Origin of the sequence: Actinacidiphila acidipaludis (assembly GCF_019890725.1) — a bacterium.
Taxonomy (GTDB): Bacteria; Actinomycetota; Actinomycetes; order Streptomycetales; family Streptomycetaceae; genus Actinacidiphila; species Actinacidiphila acidipaludis.
The window spans coordinates 38813-64000 of record NZ_JAINZZ010000002.1; the positions used below are offsets into that span (position 1 = coordinate 38813).

The window sequence follows — 25188 nt, forward strand, 5'->3', positions numbered from 1 at the left end:
ACCCGCCCCGAACTCCCCGGCTACAGCCAGCCGTTGCGGCGGAACGCGCGATAGCAGAACGCCGACAGCACGGACGTCACGCCGACCATGAGCGGGTAGCCGAAGGACCAGCCGAGCTCGGGCATGTGGCGGAAGTTCATCCCGTAGAAGCCGGCGATCATCGTCGGGATGGCCATGATCGCGGCGGCCGCGCTGATCCGCCGCATGTCGACGTTCTGCTGCACCGCCAATTGGCTGAGATTCGCCGCCAGCAGTCCGTCCACGAGCTCGCTGTACGCCACCAGACGCTCCTTGACGTGGGACAGGTGGTCGGCCACGTCGCGGAAGTAGCGGGCGATCTCGGGGGTGACGAGCGGGTCGGGGTCCTCGCTGAGCCGCTGCAGCGGACGGGCCATCGGCACCACCGCGTGCTTGAACTCGATGAGTTCGCGCTTGAGCTGGTAGATGCGTTCGGCGTCGTCGCCGTGCGCGGCCGAGAAGACGTCCGACTCCAGGGCGTCCACGTCCAGTTCGACCGCGTCGGCGACGTCCAGGTAGTCGTCCACCACCTGGTCGGCGATCGCGTGCAGGACCGTCGCCGGGCCGTGCCGCAGCATCTCGGGCCGGGCCTCCAGGGCGCGCCGCACCCGGGACAGGCCCGGGGCGCTGCCGTGCCGCACCACGACCACGAAGTCCTTGCCGAGGAAGATCATCACCTCGCCGGTGTCGACCACCTCGCTGGTCGCGGTGAGCTTCTCGTGCTCCACGAACACGATCGTCTTCAGCACCAGGAACAGCGTGTCCCCGTAGCGCTCCAGCTTGGGCCGCTGGTGGGCCTGCACCGCGTCCTCGACGGCCAGCGGGTGCAGCCCGAACGCCTCGGCGATCTCCGCCAGGTGCTCCTGCTCCGGCTGGTGCAGGCCTATCCAGACGAACCCGCCCTGCCGCCTGGCCTCCTCCAGCGCCTCCGCCGGCGGCAGCGACGCGACCCGGTTGCCCTCGTCGTAGACCGCGCAGTCCACCACCACGTCGGCGGTGCAGCGGCGCTGCTCGGGCACGCCCCCGGCCGCGGCGTCGTCCAGCGAGTGCCACTTGCCGCCCCGCCGCCACTGGCGGCCGGTCGGCCGCCGGGACCCGTCCGGGCCGGCCTGCCGGTCGCCGGGGCGGCGGATCACGGGCCTGTGTGTCATCGTGCCTTCTCCAGTACGGCCATCGCCGCGTTGTGTCCGGGGACCGCGCTGACCCCTCCGCCGCGGACCGCGCCCGCGCCGCAGAGGAAGACGTTCGCGTCGGGGGTTCCGACACCCCACCGTCCCGTGGCGTCCGTCACGTCGCCCGGGTCGGCGAACGGCCACGACAGGTCGCGGTGGAAGATGTGGCCGCCCGGCAGGCCCACCTCGCGCTCCAGGTCGAGCGGGGACTTGGCCTCCAGGCAGGGCCGCCCCTCGGCGTCGGTGGCCAGGCAGCCCTCCAGCGGCTCGGCGAGTACGGCGTCGAGCTGCGCGAGCGTGGCGCGCAGCAGTTCCCGCCGGGTGCCCGCGGGGTCCTCGGCGAACAGCCGCGCGGGCGCGTGCAGCCCGAACAGCGTCAGGGTGTGCACGCCCTCGGCGGCCAGGTCCGGGGAGAGGATCGAGGGGTCGGTCAGGCTGTGGCAGTAGATCTCCGAGGGCGGCGCGTCCGGCACCCGCCCGGCGGCCGCCTGCTCGTAAGCGGTCTGCAACTGCCGGTAGGACTCGGCGATGTGGAAGGTCCCGGCGAAGGCCTCGCGGGGGTCCACGGCGGTGTCGCGCAGCCGCGGCAGCCGGCGCAGCAGCATGTTGACCTTGAGCTGGGCGCCCTCGGGCTTGTCCGGCAGCGGCCGGCCGAGCAGCCCGGCCAGCGCGTACGGGGAGGCGTTGACCAGGACGTCCGTGGCGCCGACGGTCCGGCCGTCGGCGAGGGTCACCTCGGCGCGCACGCCGTCGGTGGCGATGCCGGTCACCTCCGCACCGGTGACGATCTCCGCGCCGGCAGTGCGGGCGGCCGCGGCCAGGGCGTCGGTGAACGCGCCCATCCCGCCGATCGGCACGTCCCAGTCGCCGGTGCCGCCGCCGATCACGTGGTAGAGGAAGCAGCGGTTCTGCCGCAGCGACGGGTCGTGGGCGTGGGTGAACGTGCCGATCAGCGCGTCGGTGAGGACCACGCCGCGGACCGTGTCGTCCGCGAACTCCGCCTCGACGGTCTCGCCCAGCGGCCGCTCGAACAGGGTCTCCCAGGCGGCGGTGTCGCCGATCCGGCGCTCCAATTCGGCCCGGCTGGGCAGCGGCTCGGTGAGCGTCGGGAAGACCCGCTCGGCCACCTGCCTGGTCATGCCGTAGAACCGCTGCCAGGCCTCGAAGTCCCGGTCGGAGCCGGTCAGCCGGACGAACTGCTCGCGGGTGCGCCCGGCGTCCTCGGCGTCCACCAGCAGCCCGCCGCCGCCTGTGGGGGTGTACGAGGAGATCCGGCGGCGGCGCACCGCGAAGCGCAGCCCGAGATCGTCGACGACCTTCCGGGGCAGCAGGCTCACCAGGTACGAGTAGCGGGACAGCCGCGCGTCCACCCCGGTGAACGCGCGGGTGGACACGGCGGCGCCACCGGTGGCGGGCAGCCGTTCCAGGAGCAGTACCCGGCGGCCCGCCCGGGCGAGATACGCGGCGGCGACCAGGCCGTTGTGGCCGCCGCCGACGATCACGGCGTCGTACGAAGCATGCATGCGCGCACCCTACGGGGTGGCGGGACGCAGCTCCATCGTGCAGCACTTCACGCTGCCGCCGGCCTTGTGCAGCTCCGACAGGTCGACCGGCACCGGTTCGAAGCCGCGCTCGCGGAGCGGCTCGTGCAGGCCGGTGGCCGCCAGGGGCAGCAGGACGTTGCGGCCGTCGCTGACCGCGTTGAGGCCGAGCACGGCCGCGTCGTCGGCGGTGGCCGGCAGCGCGTCGGGGAACAGCCGGGAGAGCACGTCGCGGCTGGCCTCGGTGAAGGCGCCGGGGTAGTACATGATCTCGTCGCGGGTGTCGTCCAGGACCGCCAGCGCGGTGTCCAGGTGGTAGTAGCGCGGGTCGGTCAGCTCCAGGCTGATCACCGGCCGCCCGAAGAACTCCTGGGCCTCGTCGTGGGCCAGCGGGCTGCTGCGGAAGCCCTGCCCGGCCAGGATCCAGGAGGAGGTGACCGCGAAGTCGCCCTCGGCCTCGTTGACGTGCTCGGGCTCACGCACGTCGGTGAAGCCGTGGGCGCGGAACCAGGCCAGGTGCGCGGGGGCCTCCGCGGTGCGCTCGGGGTTGGCGAACCGGGCGCCCAGCACCCGGCCGTCCACGACGGTGGCGCCGTTCGCCGCGAAGACCATGTCGGGTAGCCCGGGTTCCGGGTTCAGGATCTCCACGGTGTGGCCGAGCGCGCGGTACCGGTCGCGCAGGTCCTCCCACTGGAAGAGGGCGAGTGCCTGGTCCACCGGCTTGGTGGGGTCCATCCACGGGTTGATCGAGTACGTGACGCGGAAGTGGGCCGGCGGGCACATCAGGTACCGGCGGGGTGTCGCGATACGCAAGGCGGGCTCCTCGAGGGGTGGTTGAGTGCCGGGACCTCCGGAGGACGGGTGGTCCGCCGGAGGAGTACGAACGCGTACCGCGATTGTGCGCCTCCGGTGCCCTTTTCCGCAGGGGCCTGCGGCCGTCCGTGCGACGGCACTTGGCGCCCGCCCCGGTCCCCCCGCTCAGGAGCTGCTGGGCGCCGGGGCGAGGGCCGTGAGGAGGGCCGTGGTGAGGGCGAACGCGGACCGGCACTCGGCCACCACGCGGCCGGCCTCGGCCGGGCCGATCGGCAGGGCGTCCAGGGCGGCGCGGTACTGGCGGCGGAAGGCGGCCGGGTTGGGGATGCCGTCGAAGACGTAGAACCGCACCCCGTCGCCCCGGGGCACCAGCCCGTACGCCCGCTCGGCGGCGGCGCGGATCACCTGGCCGCCGGCCAGGTCCCCGAGGTAGCGGGTGTAGTGGTGGGCCACATAGCCCGCCGGCCAGGTCGCGGCCAGTTCGGTGATCCGGGCGGCGTGGCGGGCGGTGGCCGGCAGCGCGGTGGCCCGCTCGCGCCAGCCCGGCCCCAGTAGATGGCCGAGGTCGGCCTCCAGAGCGGGCACCCGGAGCAGCGCGGGCCGCAGGAAGGGCCCGGCCACCGGGTCGCCGGCCAGCCGGGCCGCGCCCTCCTCCAGGGCGCGGTAGACGAACCAGAGCTGCTCGGTGTAGCGCGCGAAGGCGGGCAGGCCGAGCCGCCCGGTCACCAGGTCGGCCATGAACGCCGTGGTCTCGGCCTGGGTGTGCCGGTCCTGGCTGGCGGCTCGCAGCACCGCTGAGAAGGGCGGTGACGTCAACGGGACCTCCGCGGGTGAGTGGCCGGCGTGCCCGCCGGCGGATGCTTGCCGACATCGTGTCGGAAAGGGGGGCCCGGGAACAGTTCCACCCCGGGTGGGTGTTCATTCCCGGCAAGAGGGAGGATGTCCCTCACCACCCGCGTACCGTGTACGGCAACGGGGGCGGGGGCGAGGGAAGGAGCTCGATGGCAGGCATGAACAGGGTGTCCGGCTGGCTGCGACGCCGCACGGACAGCGCGTCAGGTTCTGCCCGCCCGGCTCGGGAGTCCCGGGGTTCCCGCTCCTCCCGAGGACCACACCTCGCCGCCCCCGATCCGCAGCGTGACGCGCTGACCACGGCGGCCGCCGCGGCCGGCTTCCCGGTCGCCCCCGCGGTCCACCCGGAAGGCTTCGGCTGTTCGTGCGACCGGATCGGCTGTCCGGTGCCGGGCCTGCACCCGGTCTCCATGGCCTGGCAGACCCAGGCCAGCACCGAGCCCCAGCGGGTCGCCCAGTGGCTGGCCAAGGACCCGCAGGCGAACTTCGTCACCGCCACCGGCATCAACCACGACGTGCTGGACGTGCCCGCGGAGGCCGGCCGGCTCGCGCTGGAGCGGCTCACCGCCGACGGCGCCACCTTCGGCCCGGTCGCCGCCCACGAGGACCGGCTGCTGTTCTTCACCGCCACCCGCGGCACCCCCGCCGACGAGGACGAGTGGTGGCCCTGCGCGCTGGACTCCCACCCCGAGACCGTCGACGAGCGGCCCGGCATCCGCTGGCACTGCCGCGGCAGCTACGTCCTGCTGCCGCCGGCCCGGCTCACCTCCGGCAACACCGTCGAGTGGCTGCCGGGACACGGCCCCGACCTGCCGCTGCCCGACCCGCTGCCGGTGCTCGACGTGCTCACCGACGCGTGCGCGTCCTTCGGGTACGAGCCGGAGCCGGAGTCGGTCGCCTGGGGGCGCTGAGCCCCTCCGCGAGGTCACCCCCGGCCGGCCAGGACCGTGCGCCGACCCCGCGCGTCCGGGACGGCCGGCGCTACTCGCCGGTGGCGGACACCAGCCCGACCAGCCGGCTGATGAAGCGCACCCGGCCCGTGCCGCCGCTGCCGGCCGCCTTGGGGATCGTGACCATCTGCTGGCCGACGTGGGAGAGCGTCACCGAGGTCGTCGGGGTGCCGGTCATCAAGGCCCGGGTGCTCGCGTCGACCGAGAGCCTGTAACCCGCGCGGTACGTGGACTTCGACTGGTGGCGGGTGCCGAAGAACACCAGCGCCCCGCCGTCCTTCGTGCGCAGGCCCACCGGGGCGAAGTCGCCGTCGTCGGCGGGCTGGTCGGCGTACTGGGTCACCGAGTTGGGGGTCCTGGCCTGCTTGGCGCGGGTGTTCCGCAACTGCGAGGTGGCCACGCCCCCCGCGAACTCCGAGGCGCCGGTGCCGTGCTGGAGGTAGGCGGTGTACGCCGTGCCCACCTTCGCCGGCGACAGCAGCAGGCCCCCGTCCGTGACCGGCACCGGCAGGACATGGCCGTCCCGGTCGGTGGCCAGCGCGGGCAGACTGTCCTTGGTCGCCACCGCCAGATAGGCCGCGCGCCACGTCTCGTCCGCCGACGCGCGGCGGAACAGCAGCAGCCAACGGGCGCCCGGCGTACCGCGGTTGGGGGTGGTCTCGGCGACGAAGAACTTCGGCCAGCCCACCTGCCGCGGAATCAGGAACCGCGAGTCGGAGAACGCCAGCGGTGAGAACGACGGGTTCCCGCCCGGGTCGGTGGCGTGCTTGGCCCGCACGCCCGCGCCGTCTATCGCGCCCAGCGGCCCGGTCTCTATCCGCCCGAGCAGCGGGGCGTCCCACGCCTTGGTCGCCTCGTTGTCGACCGTCGCGAAGTGCGCGAGCACCCGGGCCGCCTCCGCCGGTGCCACCGAGGGGATGTCGGCCCGCTCGCCGTGCACGGTCATGCACCCGGCCAGCGGCAGGGTGAGCGCGATGGCGGCGGCCCCGAGGCCCAGCCTGCGGCGGATCATGGCGCGTCGGCTCCTTCGTACCCGAGGGCGTACCGGTGGAATCGGCGCCACCCTATCGGGAGCCGTGCGTCACGGGAGCGTGAGGACCTCGGCACCGTCCGCGGTGACCACCAGGGTGTGCTCGAACTGCGCCGTGCGCCTGCGGTCCTTGGTGACGACCGTCCAGCCGTCGTCCCAGATGTCGTACTCGTGGGTGCCCAGGGTGAGCATCGGCTCGATGGTGAACGTCATGCCCGGGCGCATCACCGTCGTCGCCCGCGGGTCGTCGTAGTGCGGGATGATCAGGCCCGAGTGGAACGAGGTGTTGATCCCGTGCCCGGTGAAGTCCCGGACCACGCCGTAGCCGAAGCGCTTGGCGTAGGACTCGATGACCCGGCCGATGACGTTGATCTGCCGGCCCGGGCGCACCGCCTTGATCGCGCGGTCGAGCGACTCGCGGGTCCGCTCGACCAGCAGCCGCGACTCCTCGTCCACGTCGCCCACGAAGTACGTGGCGTTGCAGTCGCCGTGCACGCCGTGGATGTACGCGGTCACGTCCAGGTTCACGATGTCGCCGTCGCGCAGCACCGTGGAGTCCGGAATGCCGTGGCAGATCACCTCGTTGACCGACGTGCACAGCGACTTCGGGAAGCCGCGGTAGCCCAGGTCCGAGGGATAGGCGTGGTGGTCGACCATGTACGCGTGGGCGATCCGGTCCAGCTCGTCGGTGGTCACGCCGGGGGCCACCGCGGCGGCGGCCGCCTCCATCGCCCGGGCCGCGATCCGGGACGCGTCGCGCATCTTCTCGATCGTCTCGGCGTCCTGCACCTCCGGGCCGGTGTACGGCGTCGGACCCGGCTTGCCGACGTACTCGGGCCGCGGGATCGAGGCCGGTACCGGGCGGGTGGGGGAGAGCTTGCCGGGGACGAGGAGCGACTGACCAGACATGCCGACGAGTGTATCCGCGGGGGATCGGGCACGATGGCGCATAGGTGGCTGAGAACGGAGGACGGACATGGCGCTGTTCAAGGCGAACAAGCCGGCCGGCAAGCCGGGTGAGTGGTTCTACTGCCTCAAGCACAAGAAGGTGGAGGAGGGGCCCGAGTGCCCCGCGAAGGACCGGTTCGGCCCGTACGCCACACGGACCGAGGCGGAGCACGCGATGGAGCGGGTGGCCGAGCGGAACGACGTCTGGGACTCCCAGGACTAGGACTCCCGCCGCGCGGGCGCACCGTCAGGTGAGCGGCGACGCGGTGGCCGGGTCCGGGGCGCAGGTGTCGGCGGGGGCGTCCGGGGTCGCGGGCCCGGGTGCGGGCGGCGCGGAGCTGTAGGACAGGAGTGCGGGCAGGGAGGTGGCCAGCAGGGCGACGGCCCCCAGGCAGGCCACACCCCCGGACCACAGCGACGTCCGGACCGACGTCACCGCGGCGACCCCGCCCGACCGCACCTGCCCGAGCGTGGGCCCGATGGAGTACGACAGCAGCTCGATCCCGGCGAGCCGCCCCCGCAGCTCGTCCGGGATCGTCTGGTTCCACATCGTGGAGCGGCCGATCCCGCTCACCATGTCGAACCCGCCCGCCACGGTGAGGAACACCAGCACCACCCACACCTGCCCGGTCCACCCGGCGCAGGCCGTGGCCAGGCCCCACCCGGCGGCCGCGATCACGACCATCCGGCCGTGGTGGCGGATCCGCGACGTCCACCCGCTGGTCACGCTCACCAGCAGCCCGCCGACCGAACCGGACGCGTACATCAGGCCGAGCGACCAGGTGGCGTGCAGGTCGTCCGCGAGGAACGGCAGGATCGCGGCGGGGTAGGCCAGGAACATCGCGGCCAGGTCGACCACGTACGTGCCCAGCAGCTCCTTGCGGTGCCAGGCGTAGCGCGCGCCCTCCACGATGCCCCGCAGCGACGGCGGCCGGGCGTCGTGCGCGGGTGGCGACGGGCGCAGGCCCAGGCCCAGCAGGGTGGAGACCACGAAGGTCACCGCGTCGGCGCCGTACGCCCAGCCCAGCCCGGCGTACGCGATCACCAGGCCCGCGAGGGACGGGCCCGCGATGGCGCCGACCTGCCAGCGCAGCGAGTTCAGCGCGGCGGCCGCGGTGAGCTGGTCGCGCGGGACGATGCGCGGCACGATCGCGTCGAGCGCCGGCCGCTGGAGGCCGGTCAGCGCGCTGGAGAGCGCAGCCGCCACGTACAGCGGCCACACCAGCGGGTGCGGCAGCAGGGTGTTCAGCAGCAGCGCGCCCACCAGCACGCCCTGCGCGGCCTCCGCCGCGACGATCAGCACCCGGCGGTCCAGCGCGTCGGCGAGCGCACCGCCGTACAGGCCGAACACGATCAGCGGCACCAGCTCGACCGCGCCGATCGCGCCGACCGCCGCCGCCGAGCCGGTGAGGTCCTTCAGCTGGACGGGCAGCGCGACGAACGTCAGAAAGCTGCCGAAGGTGGTGATGACGCCCGAGATCCACATCAGGCGGAAGTCGCGCGAGCTGCGCCAGGGCGCGAGGTCCGGCAGCAGGGCGGCGAGCCGGCGCCTGCGTCGCGCGGGCCGGTCGGCTTCTGGGGGCATGGTTCCGCATGGTCCCGGGGCCCGCGCCGGGCCGCAAAGTATTTTCCGCCGGTCCCGTCAGCCGGCCGGCGACCGCTCCACCAGCGGCGCGACGGCTCTACCAGCGGCGCGGCGGCGTCATCAGGCGGGCGGCGAGACGGGCGCGCGGGGAGCGGCGGGACGGGCCGGCGGGAGCGGCGGCACCCGCGGCGATCAGATGCTGGACGGTGTCCAGGGGGATCAGCGGATCCTCCGGGACCGCCAGCGCGTCATGGGCCAGTCCGCGCAGATCGGACGTCCCGGTGGCGTCGACGGCCAGTAGCGTCGCGCCGTCGCGCCGGGCGCGGTCCAGCCGCTCCAGGAAGGTGCCGCCGAGCGGCGCCGGGGCTACGACCAGCAGGGTGTCGGCGCGGCCCGCGGCCGCGAGCCGGGCGAGCCCCACGGACAGGTGCGGCCGGGCGCCCGGCGGAACCCGGTGCCGCACGAGCGTCGGCGCCAGCTCGGGCACACCGCTCCAGGCCGCCTCCTCGTCCAGGTGCGCGGCGAGGTGCCACGGCTCGTAGGCGGCCGTCCCCACCAGCAGCAGGCCGCCGCCGCGCCGCCGTACCGCTCTGCGCAGCGCGCCGCCGAACGCCCGTGTCGTGCGCGGCCACTCCGTGCCGGCCAGCGCCTCCCGCAGCAGTGCGACCCGTAGCGCGTCCATGGCCGGGCATCCTGCCGCGATTCGGGTGATCCGCGCCACCGAACAGCGCCCGAACATCCGGGACCTGGAAGGATCGGCGGTATGACGAACCCTGACAACGGCAACAGCGGCACCCCGGCCCCGGCGAAGGCGCCGGCCAAGGACCCGTGGGCGCTGCCGGACGTGTCCGGCCTGGTGGTGGGCGTGCTCGGCGGTACCGGCGACCAGGGCCGCGGCCTGGCCTACCGGCTGGCCCAGGCGGGCCAGAAGGTGATCATCGGGTCCCGCAGCGCCGAGCGGGCGCAGGCCGCCGCGGACGAGATCGGCCACGGTGTCGAGGGCGACGACAACGCCGCGTGCGCCCGCCGCAGCGACATCGTGATCGTCGCCGTGCCGTGGGAGGGCCACGCCAAGACGCTGGAGGCGGTGCGCGAGAAACTGGCGGGCAAGCTCGTGGTGGACTGCGTCAACCCCCTCGGCTTCGACAAGCAGGGCGCCTACGCGCTCAAGCCCGAGGAGGGCAGCGCCGCCCAGCAGGCCGCGGCCCTGCTGCCGGACTCCCGGGTCACCGCCGCTTTCCACCATCTGTCGGCGGTGCTGCTGCAGAACCCGGAGATCGCGGAGATCGACACCGACGTGATGGTCCTCGGCGAGTCCCGCGCCGACACCGACCTGGTGCAGGCGCTCGCCGCCCGCATCCCCGGCATGCGCGGGGTCTTCGCGGGCCGGCTGCGCAACGCCCACCAGGTCGAGTCGCTGGTGGCCAACCTGATCTCGGTGAACCGCCGCTACAAGGCGCACGCCGGGCTGCGGGTGACCGACGTCTGACCGGCGTCCCACCGGCGCTGTGACCGACGCCCGGCCCGCGGACCCCTCCGCCGGGCGGGGCGGCCGCGGGGCATGGGGGACAATGGCGGTACGCACGACCTTCCGTCCGACCGCAGGAGCCGCTCCGCCATGCCCCGCCTCGCCCTCTACGCCCTCGTCGTGTGCCTGCTGGCCGTCGCCGCCGCGGTGGTGTCCTTCGTGAACGGGAGCTGGCTGGGCGTCGTGTGGCTGCTGCTCGCCGGCATCAGCAGCAACATGTGGTGGTACTACCGCCGCAAGGCCAAGGCCGACGCCCAGCCCCCCGCCTGACCGTCCAGCCCTCCCCGGCCCCGGGCCCGCCCGGCCTTCGGGTCAGTGCTTCCAGAACTGGAAGAGCGCGTAGCCGTACGAGGCGTACTGCGGGTCCACCTGGAACCAGTCGAGGACGTGGTAGACGAGTTCGAAGAACTTGTCGTTGAGCGACTGGATGTAGAGGAAGCCGAAGACCGCGAGCAGGCCGAACGGCGCGAAGGGCGCGACCTGGCGCTTGACGCCGTCCGACAGCCAGGGCTCGATGATGCCGTAGCCGTCGAGGCCCGGCACCGGGAGGAAGTTCAGCAGGGCCGCGGAGATCTGCAGCAGCACCAGGAAGCCCAGCCCGGCCAGGAACTCCGGCGGCCAGGTGTCCGTCGCGCCCAGCATGAAGGGCAGTGCCAGCACGAAGGCGAACAGCACGTTCGTCAGCGGCCCGGCGGCCGAGATCAGACTGTGCCGCACCCGGCCGCGGATCCGGCCGCGCTCGATGTAGACCGCGCCGCCGGGCAGGCCGATCCCGCCGGCGATCACGAACAGCACCGGCAGCAGGACCGACAGCACGGCGTTGGTGTACTTCAGCGGGTTGAGCGTCAGATAGCCCTTGGCCCCGATCGACAGGTCCCCGCTGTGCAGCGCGGTGCGGGCGTGCGCGTACTCGTGCAGGCACAGCGAGACGAGCCAGCCGGAGACGACGAAGAGGAAGACCGCGAAGCCGCTGTCGGACGCGTAGTGCGTCCACACCGCCCACCCCGAGACTGCCATCACCGCGGCGATGCCGATGAAGACCGGGCTGACCCGGCTGTCGCTGCCGCGCTGGGCGCGGCGGATCGGGGTGACGCTCATGGGACGGGTGCTCCTGAGGGGACGGGACGCGGTGCGGCGGTGACCGGGCGGGGCCCGGCCGCCCGATCATGCCATCCGGCGGGGCGCCGGCACAGGCGGTGCCCGGAGAACGCGCGGTGAGCGGCCGGGGTTCCGGGCCGTCGCCCGTCCGGTGCCCCTCGACCCGGGCGCGCCGGGGGCGTGCGCTCCGTAACAATGGGCGGGTGCGATACGCGATCCTCGGCACCACCCAGGCCCTGCGCGACGACGGTACGCCCTCGGCGCTGCCCGGCGGGCGGCTGCGCGCGCTGCTGACGGCGCTCGCGCTGCGGCCCGGCCGGGTGATCGGCCCCGAGGCGCTCATCGACGAGGTGTGGGACGGCGACCCGCCGGCCGGCGCCACCGGCGCGCTGCAGGCCCTGGTCGGCCGGCTGCGCCGCGCGCTCGGCCACGACGCGGTGCGCTCGGTCGACGGCGGCTATCTGCTGGACGCCACCCGCGAGGACGTCGACCTGCACCGCTTCGAGCGGCTGGCCGAGGAGGGTGCGCGGGCGCTCGCCGACGGCGACCCGGTCAAGGCCTCCGGCCTGCTGGGGGACGCGCTCGCGCTGTGGCGCGGACCCGCTCTCGCCGACCTCCCGGACCGTGCGACGGCGGCGGTGCGCATCGAGGCCCTGCGCGTCGACACGCTGCGGCAGCGACTGACCGCGGAGCTGGCCCTCGGCCGGCCCGACCGGATCCTGCCCGAGCTCGCCGAGATGGCCGCCGCGCACCCGCTGGACGAACCGCTGCGCGCCCTGCACATCCGCGCGCTGCGGGCCGCCGGCCGTACCGCCGACGCGCTGGCCGCGTACGAGTCGGTACGCCGTGACCTGGCCGACCAGCTCGGCACCGACCCGAGCGTGGAGCTGCGGATGCTGCACGCCGAACTTCTCAACCCGGACCCGCTGCCGGATCCGGTCGGCGTGGCCGCCGCTCCCGCGGGCGCGGCGGGTCGGCATGCCACCGCGACCGCCGCGCGCATCCCCGCGCCCGCTCCCGTGGAGCCCCCGGCCGCGGCCGCGGCGCGCGCCGCCGGCAACGCCCGTGCGCGGCTGACCAGTTTCGTCGGGCGGGAGGCCGACCTCGACGCGGTGCGCGGGGACCTGGACCGCGCCCGGCTGGTGACGATCACCGGGCCGGGGGGCACCGGCAAGACCCGGCTGTCGCAGGAGGCCGGCGACCTGGTGGCCGGACGGTGGGCCGACGGCGTCTGGTACGCCGAACTGGCGCCGGTCAGCGACCCGCTCACCCTGCCGGAGGCGGTGATCAGCTCGCTCGGGCTGCGCGAGACGCAGCTGCGCGGGTCCGCCGCCGAGGCCGCGATGGCCGCCGAGTCCAAGCCGAAGGACGCCGCGCGGCAGCTCGCCGACTACTGCGCGAGCCGCAGCCTGCTGCTCGTCCTGGACAACTGCGAGCACGTCATCGACGCGGCGGCGGCCCTGGCGGAGCAGCTCCTGGCCGACTGCCCCGGCGTCAAGGTGCTCGCCACGAGCCGTGAACCGCTGGGCGTGCCCGGTGAGTTGGTGCGCCCGCTGGATCCGCTGCCGGACCCCACGGCGCTCCGGCTGCTCGCCGACCGCGGCGCGGCCGCCCGTCCTGGCTTCTCGGTGCAGGAGGACCCGGCCGCGTGCGCGGAGCTGTGCCGCCGGCTGGACGGGCTGCCGCTGGCCATCGAACTGGCCGCCGCCCGGCTGCGCAGCATGTCGCCGCGCCAGCTCGCCGACCGCCTCGACGACCGGTTCCGGCTGCTCACCGGCGGCAGCCGCACGCTGCTGCCGCGCCAGCAGACGCTGCGGGCCGTCGTCGACTGGTCCTGGGACCTGCTGGACCCGGTCGAGCGCGTGCTGCTGGCCCGGCTCGCGGTGTTCCGTGGCGGCTGGACGCTGGAGGCCGCCGAGGCGGTCTGCGCGGACCCGGCGTCCGGCGCCGGCCTCATCGACTCCCCCGACGTCGCGGCGCTGCTGGGCTCCCTTGTCGACAAGTCGCTCGTACTGGCGGACGTCAACGGCGACGGCGCCCGGTACCGGATGCTGGAGACGATCTTCGAGTACGCGGGCGAGCGGCTCGACGCGTCGGGGGAGCGGGCCGCGGTCGAGGCCCGCCACATCGCGTTCTTCCGGGAGTTCGCCCGGTGCGCCGACCGGCGCCTGCGCGGCCGGGAGCAACTCGCCTGGTTCGAGCGGCTGGAGCGCGAGCACGAGAACCTGCGCGCGGCCCTGCGCCGGGCCGTCGAGGCCGGCGACGAGGAACAGGCCCTGGTCCTGGTGCTGGGCTGCGCCTGGTTCTGGGAGGTGCGCAACTACACGTCGGAGCGCCGCCACTGGCCCGCGGCGGTGGCGGCGATGGGCCCCGACCCGTTCGGCGAGCCGCCGCTGCTCGAACCGGTTCTCGTGGGCCCGCTGGAGGCGCCGCCGCCGCTGGAGGGCCAGCGGCTGGTCGAGGCCCGCCGCTGGGTGCACGTGGTCGAACTGGCCGCCAACGACGACGAGACCGAGTGGTGGACCGACCCCCGGCTGGCCAGGATCGGCGCCGGGATGATCGAGGCCTACCCGCCGCACCTGCCGCAGTCCGCCCGCTCGCCGGGCATCCTGCGGCCGTACGGCGCGTTCTTCTCCGGCAGCTTCGAGCGGCTGCACGAGCTGATCGACGAGACGGTGGACGCCTGCCGCCGGCACGGCAGGGACTGGGAGCTGGCGTTCTCGCTCCAGCTCCGGGCGAAGATCAACAACGACGTGCACGAGCGCGCGCCCATGGCGGTACGGGACGTCATCGAGAGCCGGGAGCTGTTCCAGCGGCTCGGCGACGAGTGGGGGATGGCCGAGACGCTGTCCGCGGAGGCCGAGGGCGCGGGCAGCAGCGGCGACTACGCCCGCGCGGCCCGGTGCTGCCGCGAGGGCATCGCCCTGGCCCGCAAGATCGGGTCGCGCCAGCACGTGCCGGTGCTGACGGTGCGGCTCGGCGAGGCGCTGATCAACGCGGGCGAGACCGAGGAGGGCATGCGGCTGCTGCACGAGGGGGTGGCGGAGGCCGAGCGGTTCGGCGCGATGAACGACGGCGCCGCGTTCTACGGCAAGCTGCTGCTGACCCTGGCGCTGAGCCGCGGCGGCCGGAACGCGGAGGCGCTGGCCCTGATCGAGTCGACGATGGGCGACAACTCGCTGCGCGGCCAGCCCGGTTTCATCCTCGGGATCCTGAAGGGCATCAAGGGCTATCTGATCGGGCGGCTCGGCCGCCCCGCGGAGGGCCTGGAGATGCTCGGTGACGGCATCGGCGTGCTCGCCGGGCATCCGCTGGCCAGTGTGATCACCCCGCGGCTGGGGGTGATGCTCGCGCCGGGCGCGATGGAACTGCTCACGATGCTGGCGGAGTCGGGGTCCGAAGCCGAGCCCGGGCCCGGCGCCGGGTCCGAGTCCGGGTCCGAGTCCGGGCCGGCGGGCGGGGGCGGGCTCAGCGGTCTCGCGGTCCGGCGGGCGCGCCGCGCGGCCCAACTGGCGTGCGCCCACGAGCGCCTGCGGCCGCAGGCGATCCCGCCGTCCGAGGCCCGGGAGCTGGCCCTCGTCGTGGACCGGCTGCGGAACCTGCTCGGCGCCGAGGCCTACGAGGCCGCGTACGCCGAGGGCGACGGCCTGTCCGTGGACGAGGCCGTCGCCCTCATGCGCGACGTGGTGTGACCGGGGCACCGACGGGGATCCGGCTCAGGTCTTCTTGCGGAACCGTGCCACCGCCAGCGGCGCGGTGACCAGCGTGATGCCGAACGACCAGGCCAGCGTCATCCACACCGAGTGGGCCACCGCGCCGCCGTTGACCAGGGCCCGGGCCGCGTCGGCCAGGTTGGACAGCGGGTTGACCTTGGTGAAGTTCTCCAGCCAGCCCGGCATCGTGGTGGGCTTGGCGAAGATCGAACTGCCGAACTGCAGGGGCATCAGAACCAGCATCGCGACTCCCTGGACCGCCTGGGCCGTCCGCATGGTCAGCCCGAGCAGGATGAAGATCCACATCAGTGAGGCGCCGAACACCGTCGACAGGCCGACGGCCGCCGCCAGGTGCAGCACGTCGGTGTGGATGGTCAGGCCGAGGGCGAAGCCCATGCCCAGCAGGATCGCGGTGGCGATCAGCATCCGCCCGACCTCGACGACGATCTTGGCGATCAGCACCGAGGACCGCGCGATGGGCATCGTGCGGAACCGGTCCATGACCCCCTTCTTGAAGTCGTCGTTGATCCCGGTCCCGACGGCCATCGAGATGTTCATGCCCATCATGGCCATCAGGCCGGGGATGACGTAGTTGACGTACTCCTGCTGGTGCCCCTTGCCGGAGACCGCGCCGCCGAAGACGTACACGAAGAGCAGGGTGAAGATCACCGGCATCAGCAGGGCGTCGAACATCGACTCCGGGTCCTGCTTGATCTGGAGCATGTTGCGGCGCGCGAGGGCGCCGATGTGCCGCAGGTTGGCCCGCAGGCCGATCCGGCCCTCGCCGGCCGCGGCCGGTGCGGTCGCGACGGAAGCCGTCGCCGTGGCCGCGCTCATACCGCCACCTCCATCTTCTGCTCGTCGTCCGTGCGGGCGGTACCGGCGGCCTCCGCAGCGCCGGTCCCGTGGCCGGAACCCTCGCCGGGGCGGCCGGTGATGGCCAGGAACACCTCGTCCAGGCTGGGCAGGTGCGTGTCGATGTGCGCGATGCCGAAGCCGCGCGCGGCCACCAGGCCGACCACCGCGGTCAGTTGCTCGTCGCTGAGGATCGGCACGCTCACCAGGCCCTCGGCCGGGTCCGCGTTGGCGCCGGCCACTCCGTCCAGGCCGGCCTGGCCGATCGCGGCGGCCATCGCGGCCGCCTGGTCCGGGTCGGTGGGCCGGATCTGCAGGGTGCGTCCGCCGACCTTGGCCTTGAGCTCGGCCACCTTGCCGCTGGCGATCACCCGGCCGCGGTCGACGACCGTCAGCTCGTGGGCGAGCTGCTCGGCCTCCTCCATGTACTGGGTGGTGAGCAGCACGGTCGCGCCGTCGGCGACCATCCGCTGCACCTCCTCCCACACCTCGTTGCGGGTGCGCGGGTCCAGGCCGGTGGTCGGCTCGTCCAGGTACAGCACCGCCGGGCGGCCGATCATGCTGGCCGCGAGGTCCAGACGGCGGCGCATACCGCCCGAGTAGTGCATCGCGGGGCGCTTGGCGGCCTCGGTCAGCGAGAACCGCTCCAGCAGTTCGTCGGCGCGGGCCCGGGCGTCCTTGCGGGACAGGTCCAGCAGCCGGCCGATCATGTAGAGGTTCTCCCGGCCGGACAGCTTCTCGTCCACCGACGCGTACTGCCCGGTCATGCCGATCACCCGGCGCAGCTGCCGCGGCTGGGTGAGCACGTCGTACCCGGCCACCCGGGCGCTGCCCGCGTCGGGCCGGATCAGCGTGGACAGCACCCGGACCAGGGTGGTCTTGCCGGCCCCGTTCGGGCCGAGCACGCCGAGCACGGTGCCCTGGCGCACCTCGAGATCGACCCCGTCGAGGGCCTTGGTGGCACCGAAGTGCTTGACCAGACCGCGCACCTCGACGGCGGCCGTCCCGCCGTTGTCAGTCAGTCGTCGCGTTGTCATGGCAACCACGATGGCGGCCGCCGCCGACAGCCCGCCGACATGCCACCGACAGGCCTGTGACCTGCGCGGACAGCGGCCGTGTCGGTGCCGTGTCGGCGGGAACGGAGCCCGGGACGGCGCTACGCCCGCGCGGGCAGCCGCACCAGCACCTGGCCCCCGTCGGTGCGCACCACCCAGGAGCTGATCTCGCTCCTGTGCCAGCCGGTCGCGCCGTGCACGGTCAGCGGTGCGGGCTGCGCGCCGGTGCCGTATCCGGCGGCCGGCACCGACCAGGTGGCGACGGTCTGCTCGCCGTGCTGCCCGACCGCGATCAGGCTGCAGGTCAGCGGCCCGCGCACGCCGCTGAGCCGCAGGTCCACGGCCGTGCCCCAGCCCTTGTCGGCGACCCCCACGACCGCCGACGCGCCGGTGGCCGGGTTGCTGGCCGAGACCCGGTCGGCGGAGAACGCCGGTGCCGCCGCCGGAGACCCGGAGCTCGCCTCGGTGGCCACCACCGCGATCGCCGGACCTCCGGCCACGAGGACCGCGGCCGCGGCGACGGCCGTCAGGCGCCGTCGCCTGCGCCGCCGCCGCTCGCCGGCGACCTGGGCCAGCAGCCGGTCCAGCATGGCGTCCCCGCCGGGCGGCTCGGCGAAGGCGAAACCGTCCTGCCGGGCCTCCTCCAGTACCGGCAGGACCCCGCTGAGCTCGTCCAGCGCCCTGCCGCACTCCTCGCAGCCGGCCAGGTGCTCCTCGAACCCGGTCATCTCCGCGTCGTCGAGCGCCCCGAGCAGATAGGCGCCCACGTCGACGTGCGGTGTCATGAGGTGGTCACCCCTCTCTCCTCCAGCGCGTTCCGCAGAGCGCGCAGCGCGTAGAACACCCGGGACCGCACGGTCCCGGCCGGCAGCCCGAGCTCCTCGGCCGCCTCGTTGACGGTGCGGCCGCGGAAGTACGTCTCGACCAGCGCCTCCCGGTGCGCCGCCGACAGGTCCTGCAGCGCGTCCGAGATCGTCATCAGCCGCAGGGTACGGTCCAGCTCGTCGCCCGCGGGCAGCTGCTCCAGCAGCGCGGCGGAGGTCTCCGGCGGCCTGGACTGACGGCTGCGGTGCGCGTCGATCACGATCCGGCGGGCGACCGTCACCAGCCACGGGCGCAGCGAGCGGGCGCCGGGGTCCAGCCGGGAGGCGTTCTTCCAGGCGCGCAGCAGGGTCTCCTGCACCACGTCCTCGGCCAGGAAGCGGTCGCCCGCGACGAGTTTGAGCACGTAGGAGAAGAGCGCGCCGGCGTGCTCCCGGTACAGCGCCCGCATCAGCTCCTCTTCGGGAACCGGTTCGGCCGGCCCCGGAGGTCCGGAGGGGGGAGGTCCGTCCACGGCGGCATCCTGCCGCAGACGGCGCGCGCGGTCGAGTTCGCCTGTTGCGGGGCGGGGCATGGGGTCAGCGCCCCCGGGGCTCGCCTGCGGGGGCGGGCCTTGGCGGAGTGAGGAGGGTCATCGTCGTTTCCCGGGTTGCCGTCTTTGCCGCAATGAGCGGTGTTCCCCCCTCCATACGCACCGCAGCGCCCTCCGTCTCACCGCCCGCCGCGGCGAGTGCTGTCGCGCGGTTCCCCGCGCCCCTTCGGGGCTGGAACGGGGCAGCCCGGAGCCCGGGTCGGATGGGACCCGGGCTCCGGGAAAGAGGGGTCAGTGGAAGGTGTGCTCCTCCGCGGGGAAGGCCCCGCCCACCACCTCGCCGGCGAACGCCTTGGCCGCGTCCCCCAAGGTCTGCCGCAGATTCGCGTACTGCTTCGTGAACCGCGGCACCTTCCCACTCGTCATGCCGGCCATGTCCGTCCACACCAGCACCTGCGCGTCGGTGTCGGGGCCGGCCCCGATCCCGATCGTCGGGATCTGCAGCGAGCGGGTGACCTCCGCCGCGACCTCCGCCGGCACCAGCTCCAGGACCACCGCGAACGCGCCCGCGTCCTGCGCGGCCTTGGCGTCGCGGACCAGCCGGTGGGCGGCCTCGTCGCCGCGGCCCTGGACTCGGTAGCCGAGGGTGTTCACGGACTGCGGGGTCAGGCCCAGGTGGGACATCACCGGGATGCCGGCCTGGACCAGCGCCTCGGTCTGGGCGAGCGAGCGCTCGCCGCCCTCCAGCTTGACCGCCCCGACCCCGGCCTCCTTGACCAGCCGGGTGGCGCTGCGCAGCGCCTGGACGGGGCCTTCCTGGTACGAGCCGAAGGTGAGGTCGCCGACGATCATGGCGCGGCTGGTGCCGCGCACCACCGCGGCGGACAGCATCGCCATGTGGTCGAGGGTGACCGGCACGGTGGTGTCGAAGCCGAGGTGACAGTTGCCCATCGAGTCGCCGACCAGCAGCACCGGGATCCCGGCCTCGTCGAAGACCGACGCCGTCATCGCGTCGTAGGCGGTGAGCATCGGCCACTTCTCGCCGCGCGCCTTGGCGCCGGCGAGGTCGTGGACGGTGACACGGCGGTTGCGGGTGCCGCCGTAGAGGGCCTTGGGGTCGCTCTGGGCGCCGCCCGCCGGTGTCGGGGCAGCCTGAAGTTCCGTCATGGTGACGAGCTCCTTCATGTCATCTCGAGGCGCCCTGACGGCGTCCCCGGATCCCTTCCATGCTGGCACGGGCGGCCGCGTCCGGAAAGGCCGGGAGGGCGAGACGGGGGACACGCGCCTCCGGCCAGGCTTTACCTCACCTTTACGATACGAGACGGGTCCGTATCGTAAATCCCCTTACGCTGGCCGTATGGCAGCGACATCCGCGACACCGATATCGACCGTCCCCGAGGCGGTGCACCGACGGCGCTGGGCGATCCTCGCCGTTCTGCTGTTCAGCCTCCTGGTGGTGGTGCTGGACAACTCCATCCTGAACGTGGCGATGAAGACCATCGCCCAGCCGTCCCCCACGGGTCTGGGCGCCACCCAGAGCCAGCTCGAGTGGGCGATCAACTCCTACACGCTGGTCTTCGCGGGGCTGCTGTTCACCGCCGGCCTGCTGGGCGACCGCCTGGGCCGCAAGAAGGTGCTCCTCGCCGGCATGTTCGTCTTCGGCGCGGGCTCCGCGCTGTCGGCCTTCGCCGGCTCCGCGGGCGAGCTGATCGCCTTCCGCGGGGTGATGGGCCTGGGCGGCGCGTTCATCATGCCCGCCACCCTGGCGATCATCATGAACGTCTTCGAGCGCGAGGAGCAGCCGCGCGCCATCGGCATCTGGGCCGGTGTGGTGGGCCTGGCCATCGCGATCGGCCCGATCACCGGCGGCCTGCTGCTCCAGCACTTCTGGTGGGGCTCGGTCTTCCTGGTCAACGTGCCGATCGTGATCGCCGGCCTGGTCGCGATGTTCCTGATCGTGCCCGACTCCAAGGACCCGCGGCCCGGGCGCCTGGACCCGGTCGGAGTGCTGACCTCCATCGCCGGCCTCGTGCTGCTGATCTACGGCATCATCAAGGGCGGTCAGTACGGGGACTTCACCCGACCCGAGGTGTGGGCCACCGCGCTGGCCGGCGTCGTCGTGCTGGGCGGCTTCGTCTGGTACGAGGCCCGGATCGACCACCCCGCGCTGGACGTCACCTACTTCAAGAAGCGGCAGTTCTCCGCGTCGGTGGCGGCGATCGGCCTGGTCTTCTTCGCGCTCATGGGCGTGACCTTCTTCATCGTCTTCTACACCCAGTCGGTGCGCGGCTACAGCGCCCTGCAGTCCGGTCTGCTGCTGCTCCCGCTGGCCGCCGCCCAGATGGTGTTCGCGCCACGGGCCCGGCTGCTGGTGGACCGCTTCGGCGCCCGGGCGGTGTGCACGGCCGGCATGGCGCTGACCGGCCTGTCCTTCCTCGGCTTCCTGATGCTCGGCCAGTCCACCCCGATCTGGGTGCTGGAGGTGCTGTTCTTCCTCATGGGGACGGCGATGGCCCATGTCATGCCGCCCGCTACTGTGATGATCATGTCGTCGCTGCCGCGGGAGAAGGCCGGTTCCGGCTCGGCCGTCAACAACACCTTCCGGCAGGTCGGCGGCGCCCTGGGCGTGGCCGTCCTGGGGTCGCTGATGTCGACGCTGTACCGGGACGGCGTCAAGGACCACCTGGGCTCGGTACCGGCCCCGGCCCGGCACGCGGCCGGCGAGTCCATCGAGGCCACCCTGGGTGTGGCGGAGAAGCTGGGGCCGCGGGGCCAGGCGCTGGTCCAGCCGGCGAACGACGCGTTCCTGCACGCCATGCACATCACGGCCGCCGCCTCCGCGGGCGTCGCGCTGTTCGGCGCGCTCGTCACGCTGGTGTTCCTGCCGGCCGGGCAGCGTCCCGCCGCCGCCCCCGGCGGCTCCGAGGAACGGGAAATGGTGGGTGCCGAGCAGTGACACGACCGGACACCGCGGCGGACGCCGCGACCCCCTGCGGCGCGACCGGAGCGCGACGCGGGAGGCCGCGCGACGCCGCGGTCGACGGTGCCGTCACCGATGCCGTGCTGCGGCTGGTGGGGGAGGGCGCGACGCTCGCCGAGCTGACGATGGAGGGCATCGCCCGCGCCGCGGGCGTGGGCAAGGCGACGGTCTACCGCCGCTGGCCCAACAAGGACGCCCTGCTGCTCGACGTGATCGCCCGGGTCGACTACCCGGCGCCCGCCGGCGGTGGCGGCGGCGACCTGCGGGACGACCTCATCGCGGCCGTGGAGTACATCCGGCGGCGCGGTCTGGCCAAGCGGGAGTCCGCGCTGATGCGCTCGATGCTGACGCAGGCGCAGAGCAACACCGAGCTGTGGCAGCGCTATCACGACTCGGTGATCGCCGCCCGCCGGCAGATGCTCATCGAACTCCTGGAACGCGGCATCGCGTCGGGCCGGATCCGGGCCGAACTCGGCACGGACCTCGATCTGCTGGCCGACATGGTGACCGGGCCGGTGCTGGCCCGCGCCACGCTGCGGCCCAACGCCCCGCTGCCGGACGACCTGGCCGAGCGGGTGGTGGACACCCTGCTGGAGGGGATGCGGCCGCGGGACTGACGATTTGACGACGATGTGCCCGCAATGTGGCCGTCCTGTCACAGTCCACCCGAATGCCGTACAACCCGGAACCTGCCGCCCCCCGCGATCCGTCGCTCTTCATGTGGACCCCTTAGGGTCGGCAGAGCACCCGGCACGGCAGCGAGGTTTTCCTTATGACCCAGGCGCAGAGCAGTACGGACGCGACCGAGGACGGCACCACGCCGTACGCGGGAGCCGCGTCCGGGGCCCGCGCCCGGTTCACCGCCGGATTCCTGCGCTGGTGGCGGCCGCGCGGCATGTGGCGGCGCGGCCTGGTCACCGCCGCGTTCGCGGTGGCGCTCGCGCTGGTGCTCTTCCTGCACTCCGACGTGCCCAACCGGATAGGGAACCTCGGCAGTCTGCTGGAGACGTTCCTGCCCTGGTTCGGCCTCGCCGTCCCGGTGTTGCTGGCCGTGGCGCTGATCCGTCGGTCGGCGACCGCGCTCATCGCGGTGCTGCTGCCGGCCGTGGTGTGGCTCAACCTGTTCGGCGGCCTGCTCGGGACCAAGTCCGCGGCGGGCGGCGACCTCACGGTGCTCACCCACAACGTGAACGCCCAGAACCCCGACCCCGACGGGACCGCCAGGGACCTGGTGGCCGCGGGCGCGGACATCGTGGCGCTGGAGGAGCTGCCGGAGAGTCAGCAGCGGCGCTACGCCAAGGATCTGGCCGCGGCCTACCGGTACCACTCGGTGCAGGGCACGGTCGGGCTGTGGAGCAAGTACCCGCTGCACGGCGTGCGTCCGGTGGACATCAGGATGGGCTGGACCCGGGCGATGCGGGCCGCGGTCAGCACCCCGCACGGGCAGGTCGCCGTCTATGTGGCCCATCTGCCGTCGGTCCGCGTGAAGTTCGACGCGGGCTTCACCGCCGGACAGCGGGACCGGGCCGCCGGCGCGCTCGGTCAGGCCATAGCGCACGAACCCCTGCAGAGCGTGGTGCTGCTCGGCGACCTCAACGGCACCATGAACGACCGGGCGCTGGCCTCGGTCACCGCGCAGATGCGCTCCACACAGGGCGCCGCGGGCGACGGGTTCGGGTTCAGCTGGCCGGCGTCGTTCCCCATGGCCAGGATCGACCAGATCCTCGTCAAGGGCGTCGAGCCGAAGTCGTCGTGGACGCTGCCGAAGACGGGCAGCGACCATCTGCCGGTCGCCGCCCGTCTCCAACTGCCCTGACGGCGGCCCGGGATCACGGGACCCCGGGCCGGCGCGCCCGCCGGGACTACCGGCGCTCGCCCTCGCGCCAGCGGTCGGTGATCGGCAGCCGGCGGTCCTTGCCGAAGCCCTTCGCGGAGATCTTCGTGCCCGGCGGGTACTGGCGGCGCTTGTACTCCGCGGTGTCGGTGAGCTTCAGGATGCGGGTCACCAGGTCCGCCGGGTAACCGGCGGCGATGATCTGCTCGCGGCCCTGGTCGCGGTCGACGTACAGCTCCAGCACCCGGTCGAGCACGTCGTAGTCCGGCAGCGAGTCGGTGTCGACCTGTCCGGGGCGCAACTCGGCGCTCGGCGGCTTGCTGATGGAGTTCTCCGGGATCGGCGGGGTCTCGCCGCGCGCGGCCGCCTCGGCGTTGCGCCAGCGCGCCAGCCGGAACACGGTCGTCTTGTAGACGTCCTTGATCGGGCCGTAGGCGCCGACCGAGTCGCCGTACAGCGTGGAGTAGCCCACCGCCAGCTCGCTCTTGTTGCCCGGCGCCAGGACGATGTGGCCCTCCTGGTTGGAGACGGCCATCAGCGTCACGCCGCGCAGCCGCGACTGGAGGTTCTCCTCGGCCAGACCGCTGAGCCGGAGCGACTCCATGTAGGCGTCGAACATCGGGGCGATCGCCACGGTCCGCAGGTGCAGGCCGGTGCGCCGGGCGAGTTCGGCCGCGTCGTCCCTGGAGTGGTCCGAGGAGTACGCGGACGGCATCGAGACGCCGAAGACGTTCTCCGGGCCCAGCGCGTCACAGGCGATCGCGGCGACCAGGGCCGAGTCGATACCGCCGGACAGGCCGATCAGCACCGAGCGGAAGCCGTTCTTCGTCACGTACGCCCGCAGGCCGGTGACCAGCGCGCCGTAGACCTCGGCGTCGTCGCCGAGCCGCTCGGCCTCGCCGCCGGTGTACTCCGGCTCGTAGGGCTCGACCGGGTCGGCCGAGAGCGTCACGTGGCGGATCTCCAGGCCGTCGTCCACCCGGCCCGACGGCACGGCCGCCGCCGCGGCGGGCAGCTCCAGGTCCAGCATCACGCACTGCTCGGCGAACTGCGGGAGGCGGGTGATGACCTCGCCGCGCTCGGAGACCACGATGGTGTCGCCGTCGAAGACCAGGTCGTCCTGGGCGCCGACCATGGCCAGGTAGGCCAGCGTGCAGCCGGCCTCCTGGGCGCGCTTGCGGCACAGGTCGAGCCGGGTGTCGTCCTTGTCCCGCTCGTACGGCGAGGCGTTGATGGACAGCAGCAGCCCGGCGCCGGCCGAGCGGGCGGCGGGCACCCGGCCGCCGTCCTGCCAGAGGTCCTCGCAGATGGCCAGCGCCACGTCCACGCCGCGGACCCGGATCACCGGCATGGTGTCGCCGGGCACGAAGTAGCGGAACTCGTCGAAGACGCCGTAGTTCGGCAGGTGGTGCTTGGCGAAGCGCAGCGCGACGGCGCCGTTGTGCAGCACGGCGGCGCAGTTCTGCGGCGCGCCGGCCGGCTGGCCGTACTTCGGCTGGGCGTTCTCGCTGCGGCCGAGGTAGCCGACGACGACCGGCAGGTCGCCCAGGCCCTCCTCGGCGAGGCGGCGCGCCAGGTCCACCAGCGCGGCGCGGCTGGCCTCCACGAAGGAGGAGCGCAGGGCGAGGTCCTCCACCGGGTACCCGGTGAGCATCATCTCCGGGAAGGCCGCGAGGTGGGCCCCCTGGGCGGCGGCGTGCCGGGACCAATGCAGCACGGACTCGGCGTTGCCGTCGATGTCGCCGACGGTGGAGTCGATCTGGTTCAGGGCGATCCGTAGTTGAGGCACGTCCTCAGTGTAATCGTCACTCCGACACAATGCCGCTGTGCCCCGTGTCACGTCGCGCCGCCGTCCCGAGCCC

At 73.6% G+C, this 25188-nt stretch carries 22 protein-coding genes and 1 pseudogene; 8 read left to right on the forward strand and 15 right to left on the reverse strand.

What is annotated here, in order from left to right; genetic code table 11:
* Positions 1–20: 20 nt before the first annotated feature.
* The 4 genes from corA to K7862_RS01950 all read right to left on the reverse strand — a co-directional run bounded on the left by corA (position 21) and on the right by K7862_RS01950 (position 4360).
* Positions 21–1169, reverse strand: coding sequence for a magnesium/cobalt transporter CorA (corA, locus tag K7862_RS01935; RefSeq protein WP_222959778.1), 1149 nt, complete (start codon positions 1167–1169; stop codon positions 21–23).
* Positions 1166–2713 (reverse strand): phytoene desaturase family protein, encoded by a 1548-nt coding sequence (locus tag K7862_RS01940; protein WP_222959780.1) that lies wholly within the window; start codon positions 2711–2713, stop codon positions 1166–1168. The genes corA and K7862_RS01940 overlap by 4 nt, the downstream gene beginning before the upstream one ends.
* A gap of 9 nt (positions 2714–2722) precedes the next feature.
* Positions 2723–3544, reverse strand: a complete 822-nt coding sequence (gene ddaH / locus K7862_RS01945; RefSeq protein ID WP_372461481.1) for a dimethylargininase — start codon at positions 3542–3544, stop codon at positions 2723–2725.
* A gap of 165 nt (positions 3545–3709) precedes the next feature.
* Positions 3710–4360: a biliverdin-producing heme oxygenase gene (locus tag K7862_RS01950; protein WP_222959782.1), complete on the reverse strand. Its 651-nt coding sequence runs from the start codon at positions 4358–4360 to the stop codon at positions 3710–3712.
* Positions 4361–4545: 185 nt separating this feature from the next.
* Here K7862_RS01950 and K7862_RS01955 point away from each other — a divergent pair, with 185 nt between their 5' ends.
* Entirely contained in the window at positions 4546–5307 is a 762-nt protein-coding gene (locus tag K7862_RS01955; RefSeq protein ID WP_222959784.1) for a bifunctional DNA primase/polymerase, read from the forward strand.
* Positions 5308–5377: 70 nt separating this feature from the next.
* Here K7862_RS01955 and K7862_RS01960 read toward each other — a convergent pair whose 3' ends face one another.
* Complete coding sequence (locus K7862_RS01960) at positions 5378–6358, reverse strand: SCO2278 family lipoprotein (RefSeq protein WP_222959786.1); 981 nt, start codon at positions 6356–6358, stop codon at positions 5378–5380.
* A gap of 69 nt (positions 6359–6427) precedes the next feature.
* Positions 6428–7285 (reverse strand): type I methionyl aminopeptidase, encoded by an 858-nt coding sequence (map, locus tag K7862_RS01965; protein ID WP_222959789.1) that lies wholly within the window; start codon positions 7283–7285, stop codon positions 6428–6430.
* A gap of 67 nt (positions 7286–7352) precedes the next feature.
* Here map and K7862_RS01970 point away from each other — a divergent pair, with 67 nt between their 5' ends.
* Positions 7353–7547: a hypothetical protein gene (locus K7862_RS01970; protein WP_222959791.1), complete on the forward strand. Its 195-nt coding sequence runs from the start codon at positions 7353–7355 to the stop codon at positions 7545–7547.
* A 24-nt stretch (positions 7548–7571) separates the two neighbouring features.
* On the opposite strand, the gene K7862_RS01975 is transcribed toward K7862_RS01970, so the two are convergent.
* Together K7862_RS01975 and K7862_RS01980 are read right to left on the reverse strand one after the other, a co-directional pair.
* On the reverse strand, positions 7572–8909 hold the full coding sequence (locus tag K7862_RS01975; RefSeq protein WP_222959793.1) for an MFS transporter: 1338 nt from the start codon (positions 8907–8909) through the stop codon (positions 7572–7574).
* 97 nt (positions 8910–9006) lie between these two features.
* Positions 9007–9591: a hypothetical protein gene (locus K7862_RS01980; protein ID WP_222959795.1), complete on the reverse strand. Its 585-nt coding sequence runs from the start codon at positions 9589–9591 to the stop codon at positions 9007–9009.
* 81 nt (positions 9592–9672) lie between these two features.
* On the opposite strand from K7862_RS01980, the gene npdG reads away from it, so the two are divergent.
* Together npdG and K7862_RS01990 are read left to right on the forward strand one after the other, a co-directional pair.
* A complete protein-coding gene (gene npdG / locus K7862_RS01985) occupies positions 9673–10398 on the forward strand; it encodes an NADPH-dependent F420 reductase (RefSeq protein WP_222959797.1) in 726 nt (241 codons plus the stop codon).
* A 129-nt stretch (positions 10399–10527) separates the two neighbouring features.
* Complete coding sequence (locus K7862_RS01990) at positions 10528–10707, forward strand: hypothetical protein (protein WP_222959800.1); 180 nt, start codon at positions 10528–10530, stop codon at positions 10705–10707.
* A gap of 42 nt (positions 10708–10749) precedes the next feature.
* Here K7862_RS01990 and K7862_RS01995 read toward each other — a convergent pair whose 3' ends face one another.
* A complete protein-coding gene (locus tag K7862_RS01995) occupies positions 10750–11535 on the reverse strand; it encodes a site-2 protease family protein (RefSeq protein WP_222959802.1) in 786 nt (261 codons plus the stop codon).
* Positions 11536–11738: 203 nt separating this feature from the next.
* Here K7862_RS01995 and K7862_RS02000 point away from each other — a divergent pair, with 203 nt between their 5' ends.
* Positions 11739–15227 carry an AfsR/SARP family transcriptional regulator gene (locus tag K7862_RS02000; RefSeq protein WP_308011795.1) on the forward strand — a complete coding sequence of 1163 codons (3489 nt, stop codon included), beginning with the start codon at positions 11739–11741 and terminating at the stop codon, positions 15225–15227.
* Positions 15228–15251: 24 nt separating this feature from the next.
* Here K7862_RS02000 and K7862_RS02005 read toward each other — a convergent pair whose 3' ends face one another.
* The 5 genes and pseudogenes from K7862_RS02005 to panB all read right to left on the reverse strand — a co-directional run bounded on the left by K7862_RS02005 (position 15252) and on the right by panB (position 19679).
* Positions 15252–16085, reverse strand: a complete 834-nt coding sequence (locus tag K7862_RS02005; protein WP_222959808.1) for an ABC transporter permease — start codon at positions 16083–16085, stop codon at positions 15252–15254.
* Positions 16082–17038, reverse strand: a pseudogene (locus K7862_RS02010) (ATP-binding cassette domain-containing protein); the annotation flags it as partial. The gene K7862_RS02005 and the pseudogene K7862_RS02010, both read right to left, overlap by 4 nt.
* A 221-nt stretch (positions 17039–17259) precedes the next feature.
* Positions 17260–17943 carry a zf-HC2 domain-containing protein gene (locus tag K7862_RS02015; protein ID WP_222959812.1) on the reverse strand — a complete coding sequence of 228 codons (684 nt, stop codon included), beginning with the start codon at positions 17941–17943 and terminating at the stop codon, positions 17260–17262.
* On the reverse strand, positions 17940–18512 hold the full coding sequence (locus tag K7862_RS02020) for a sigma-70 family RNA polymerase sigma factor (RefSeq protein ID WP_372461488.1): 573 nt from the start codon (positions 18510–18512) through the stop codon (positions 17940–17942). The genes K7862_RS02015 and K7862_RS02020 overlap by 4 nt, the downstream gene beginning before the upstream one ends.
* Before the next feature lie 291 nt (positions 18513–18803).
* Positions 18804–19679 carry a 3-methyl-2-oxobutanoate hydroxymethyltransferase gene (gene panB, locus K7862_RS02025; protein ID WP_222959816.1) on the reverse strand — a complete coding sequence of 292 codons (876 nt, stop codon included), beginning with the start codon at positions 19677–19679 and terminating at the stop codon, positions 18804–18806.
* 190 nt (positions 19680–19869) lie between these two features.
* Between panB and K7862_RS02030 the strand changes: the two genes are divergently transcribed.
* The 3 genes from K7862_RS02030 to K7862_RS02040 all read left to right on the forward strand — a co-directional run bounded on the left by K7862_RS02030 (position 19870) and on the right by K7862_RS02040 (position 23308).
* On the forward strand, positions 19870–21468 hold the full coding sequence (locus K7862_RS02030) for an MFS transporter (RefSeq protein WP_222959820.1): 1599 nt from the start codon (positions 19870–19872) through the stop codon (positions 21466–21468).
* Positions 21465–22109 (forward strand): TetR/AcrR family transcriptional regulator, encoded by a 645-nt coding sequence (locus K7862_RS02035; RefSeq protein WP_222959822.1) that lies wholly within the window; start codon positions 21465–21467, stop codon positions 22107–22109. The genes K7862_RS02030 and K7862_RS02035 overlap by 4 nt, the downstream gene beginning before the upstream one ends.
* 278 nt (positions 22110–22387) lie before the next feature.
* Positions 22388–23308 (forward strand): endonuclease/exonuclease/phosphatase family protein, encoded by a 921-nt coding sequence (locus K7862_RS02040; protein ID WP_372461489.1) that lies wholly within the window; start codon positions 22388–22390, stop codon positions 23306–23308.
* 46 nt (positions 23309–23354) lie between these two features.
* Here K7862_RS02040 and K7862_RS02045 read toward each other — a convergent pair whose 3' ends face one another.
* Entirely contained in the window at positions 23355–25115 is a 1761-nt protein-coding gene (locus K7862_RS02045; protein ID WP_222959828.1) for an NAD+ synthase, read from the reverse strand.
* Positions 25116–25188: the final 73 nt, after the last annotated feature.

What these genes read in the sequence shown, in the direction of transcription:
- K7862_RS01960 (WP_222959786.1), bottom strand. Translation starts at nt 6,358, where the DNA reads ATGATCCGCCGCAGGCTGGGCCTCGGGGCCGCCGCCATCGCGCTCACC.
- K7862_RS02040 (WP_372461489.1), top strand. Translation starts at nt 22,388, where the DNA reads ATGTGGCGGCGCGGCCTGGTCACCGCCGCGTTCGCGGTGGCGCTCGCG.
- corA (WP_222959778.1), bottom strand. Translation starts at nt 1,169, where the DNA reads ATGACACACAGGCCCGTGATCCGCCGCCCCGGCGACCGGCAGGCCGGC.
- panB (WP_222959816.1), bottom strand. Translation starts at nt 19,679, where the DNA reads ATGACGGAACTTCAGGCTGCCCCGACACCGGCGGGCGGCGCCCAGAGC.
- K7862_RS01995 (WP_222959802.1), bottom strand. Translation starts at nt 11,535, where the DNA reads ATGAGCGTCACCCCGATCCGCCGCGCCCAGCGCGGCAGCGACAGCCGG.
- K7862_RS01990 (WP_222959800.1), top strand. Translation starts at nt 10,528, where the DNA reads ATGCCCCGCCTCGCCCTCTACGCCCTCGTCGTGTGCCTGCTGGCCGTC.
- K7862_RS01970 (WP_222959791.1), top strand. Translation starts at nt 7,353, where the DNA reads ATGGCGCTGTTCAAGGCGAACAAGCCGGCCGGCAAGCCGGGTGAGTGG.
- K7862_RS02005 (WP_222959808.1), bottom strand. Translation starts at nt 16,085, where the DNA reads ATGAGCGCGGCCACGGCGACGGCTTCCGTCGCGACCGCACCGGCCGCG.
- K7862_RS01980 (WP_222959795.1), bottom strand. Translation starts at nt 9,591, where the DNA reads ATGGACGCGCTACGGGTCGCACTGCTGCGGGAGGCGCTGGCCGGCACG.
- K7862_RS01975 (WP_222959793.1), bottom strand. Translation starts at nt 8,909, where the DNA reads ATGCCCCCAGAAGCCGACCGGCCCGCGCGACGCAGGCGCCGGCTCGCC.
- map (WP_222959789.1), bottom strand. Translation starts at nt 7,285, where the DNA reads ATGTCTGGTCAGTCGCTCCTCGTCCCCGGCAAGCTCTCCCCCACCCGC.
- npdG (WP_222959797.1), top strand. Translation starts at nt 9,673, where the DNA reads ATGACGAACCCTGACAACGGCAACAGCGGCACCCCGGCCCCGGCGAAG.
- K7862_RS02030 (WP_222959820.1), top strand. Translation starts at nt 19,870, where the DNA reads ATGGCAGCGACATCCGCGACACCGATATCGACCGTCCCCGAGGCGGTG.
- K7862_RS01955 (WP_222959784.1), top strand. Translation starts at nt 4,546, where the DNA reads ATGGCAGGCATGAACAGGGTGTCCGGCTGGCTGCGACGCCGCACGGAC.
- K7862_RS01940 (WP_222959780.1), bottom strand. Translation starts at nt 2,713, where the DNA reads ATGCATGCTTCGTACGACGCCGTGATCGTCGGCGGCGGCCACAACGGC.
- K7862_RS02015 (WP_222959812.1), bottom strand. Translation starts at nt 17,943, where the DNA reads ATGACACCGCACGTCGACGTGGGCGCCTATCTGCTCGGGGCGCTCGAC.